Here is a 3,480-nt window from a genome sequence, read left to right as displayed (position 1 = left end):
TTGGGAATCATCATCAGACTCATCAACGATATCCTGGTCGTCGTCGAGATCGTCATCATCTTCGCCGCCGACAACAGTTTCCCCAAGAAATTCAGCGATCGCCTCAGCTTGAGTAGAGCTAAAGAATTCGATAATTTCTTCTTGAGTAAATTCTTTCGCCGCGAATTCTTCGGAAGACAAATCGAAGAACTCAGCCAATTCAGTAGAGAATCGAGAAACGACAAAACCGATACTCAGTTCTGTTTGAACCAGACTAATCTCTAGGGAGAATTCAGCTTGAAACTCAGTATTGAGACCGAGGTCAACAATTTGTTCATCTGTGAGGTCATCAAATTCCTCAACAGGTTCATCAAGGATGGAATTAATATCCTCAAGGGAGAACTGTTCATCATCGAGAGACCGTTGCAATTGATATTTAACGTAAGCAATATCAACCTCAACAGATAAACCCTCAACAGTAGTCACCGAGTTAGTGATAAACCACTCTTGAGCCAGTTCCAGAGTCACATCATCGGCATCAATTTCCAGTTCGCTGGCAATTTCTTCCGACTGAGCCAGTAGAAACTCATCAAGCTGTTCATCAGAAACCGTGAGGACTTCCTCACCAGTAACGGCGGCGATATCAACTTCCAAAGTATGAGCGATCGCCGATGCAAAGACAGTCCGCACATAGTCAATATTGAGAGTTTCTTGGAAAAGTTGAATTTCCACATCACCGATAATTTCTTGGAAATCGGCATCAAACACCAAGGTAATCAGATGGCGATCGCTCAACTCATCCAAACCCTCAATTTCCGTCCCCAAAATCTCATTTACCTGTTCCAGGGTCAGGGTTTCATCTAGCAGTAACCCTTCCAATTGATTCTGAACATAAGCAGTATCAACATTCAGGAAAGAGAAACTTTCCAACCATGCGTTAACCGCCAGATCGCTGGAAACAATAGCCGCGTTGAAGGTTTCCCGAATATAGTCAATATTAAGCGCACCTTCAATGCTGAATTGTTGAACACCGATATTCAGCGCAAAATCACGGATCTGAGTTACCGAAAGTTCATTGATGGAACTTACCCGGAAAAATTGTGCGATCGCAGTTTCCGCCGCCGAACCATGTTCTTCCAAGTACGCTTCAACATTAAACCAGTGTAGGGAACTGACACTAACCTCCTGTTCATAGAGATACTCTACAATTTGGAGTTTAGTAACTTCGCGGATGCTTTCCACCCCAAAAGTCGCTTCGACATCTCCAGTAAAAGTAAACCGGAAGTAGTCATAATCAACTATCCGAGACAAGCCACCATAAATGAAATCGAGAACCACATTAGTGCTGAGAGTTTCTACGTTTTCCACACCGTAGAATTCTATTAGCAAGCTGCTGTACTCTTCCCGCAGAATTTCCAGTGCTTCCTCATCTACCACTTCAGCCAGGCTCAGACCCTGCTCTAAAGCCTGACCAACCACAAAACGATAAATTTGCTGTTCACTGAGAACCGCTACATTTGTCACTCCATAAAAAGCTCTCAGTTGAGCCGCATATTCAGTCCTGACAACCTCAAGATTAAACGGAGTTAGGGTATTTTCAACATCAAAGCCTTCCGTAAATAGATAGAGGCGAACCTCATCATCAGTCAGAGTTTCCAGCGTCCGACCTAAAGACTGTGCCTGTTGTTCCAGTGCCGCTCGATATTTAATTTTAGCAAACCGGATGTTAATAGCAGGCGCTGCATCCCCAAACACAAATTGAACTACATTTTCCTCCGTAAAATCTTCGCCAAAAGTAGCCGTGAGAGCCTCCGAGAAAATAGTCTGGTAATAGTTGACATTAACCACATTAACCAGCTCATTAACCCGTCCCGAAACTCGGCTTTGATTGATGACGAACGAGTTAACTTGAGTATCGATCAGAAACCTGACATCCGAAACTCCGAAAAATGCTTGCAGTTCAGTCCCAAATAATCGGCGAATTTCAGCCAAGTTAATAGGAGTAGGATTAACACCCAAATTTGCTCCCGCACCCAACGTGAAAGAAATCACCTGTTCCGAACTTAAAGAATTAACCTGTTCTACCTCAATTTCGTAGAACTCAGCCAGTTGTTCAGCATATTGAGTCACCACATAGTTAACATCAACCTTAACATTAGCTTGAATGCTGTTGATGACCTGCTGATTAGACAGTTGTGTAGCGCTCTCAACATTGAAAAAGTCCTGAACTTCTTGCGATTGGCTTTGTTGCACGAAATCCAGATGTACAAACACAGAAGGATTAACGTTTTCTGGTAAGCCTTCCCGTTGAATAAATGCCAGCACTTCCTGCTGAGTAGCACCTTCTCCCAGAGCTGCAGTGATTCGTTCACCATAGATAGATTGCAGATAGCTAAAACCTAATTGAGCCGAGGTATTTAACCCTTCTTGCAAACCAATGGTATTTACAAAGGTAAATACTTGAGAGTTGGTGATTTCGGCAATTTCAACACCAAAAAATGCTTCTAAACGCTGGCGATGAACTGCTCGGAAGTAGTTGAGACTTACTAAGGTAGAAGGAGTGACTCGTTCTAAACCCTCGTCGGAACTGATAAACCGCACAATCTGAGCATTAGTCAGGTTAGCAATTTCTGTCCCAAAGTGGGATTCAATAGCTGTCACCGACTGCTGATTTGACAGTATGAAATTCAAATCAATCAGAACTGACGGACTCTGACCCTGTTCCAGACCAACTTCAACAATGTAACTGAACAGTTGAGCATTAGTAATATTCTCAATGGAAGTCCTAAAGAAGGCTTCTATTTGGCTGCTGTAGGTGGCTTGAAAGTGAGCAAAGTTTATATTCGGACTGGGGGAAAATCCACGCTCTAAGCCTTCCCCTTCTATGAAGTTGACAATTTGCAGGTAACTTAGCTCTTCAACAGAGCTTACGCTGTAAAATTCGGTTAATTGCTGACCAAAAGTCCTTACATAAAACTGGATATCGACAAAAGGAGATGGGTTAATCCCGGCTTCTAAAGCATTCTCATCTAGCCAATCTAAGAGTTCCCGAGTGGAAATCGTGGTAACATCTTGAACCCCGAAAGCTATTCGTAACTCAGCTTCATAGGTGGTCAGAATGTAATCTACATCCAGAACAACGTCTAATGGTAATTCGGGTTCTTCCGGTTCGGGTTCGGGTTCGGGTTCGGGTTCGGGTTCGGGTTCGGGTTCGGGTTCGGGTTCGGGTTCCGGTTCGGGTTCGGGTTCCGGTTCGGGTTCGGGTTCCGGTTCGGGTTCGGGTTCCGGTTCGGGTTCGGGTTCGGGTTGCTCTGCTATAGGAGGTATTACCGGTAATGGGGGTATCTGTGGAATCTCGGGTGCTGTAGCATCGATATCATCATCGACATCATCATCGACATCATCATCGATATCATCATCGACATCATCATCGACATCATCATCGACATCATCATCGACATCATCATCGACATCATCATCGACATCATCATCGACATCATC

At 44.0% G+C, this 3,480-nt stretch carries 1 pseudogene; it reads right to left on the bottom strand.

Going from position 1 to position 3,480, the window contains the following annotated elements:
* Positions 1–3,480, bottom strand: a pseudogene (locus ACTIE0_RS16825) (energy transducer TonB); the annotation flags it as partial.

Source organism: Limnospira sp. (assembly GCF_051859755.1).
Classification (GTDB): Bacteria; Cyanobacteriota; Cyanobacteriia; order Cyanobacteriales; family Microcoleaceae; genus Limnospira; species Limnospira fusiformis.
This window is presented reverse-complemented; position numbering and strand designations above follow the sequence as displayed.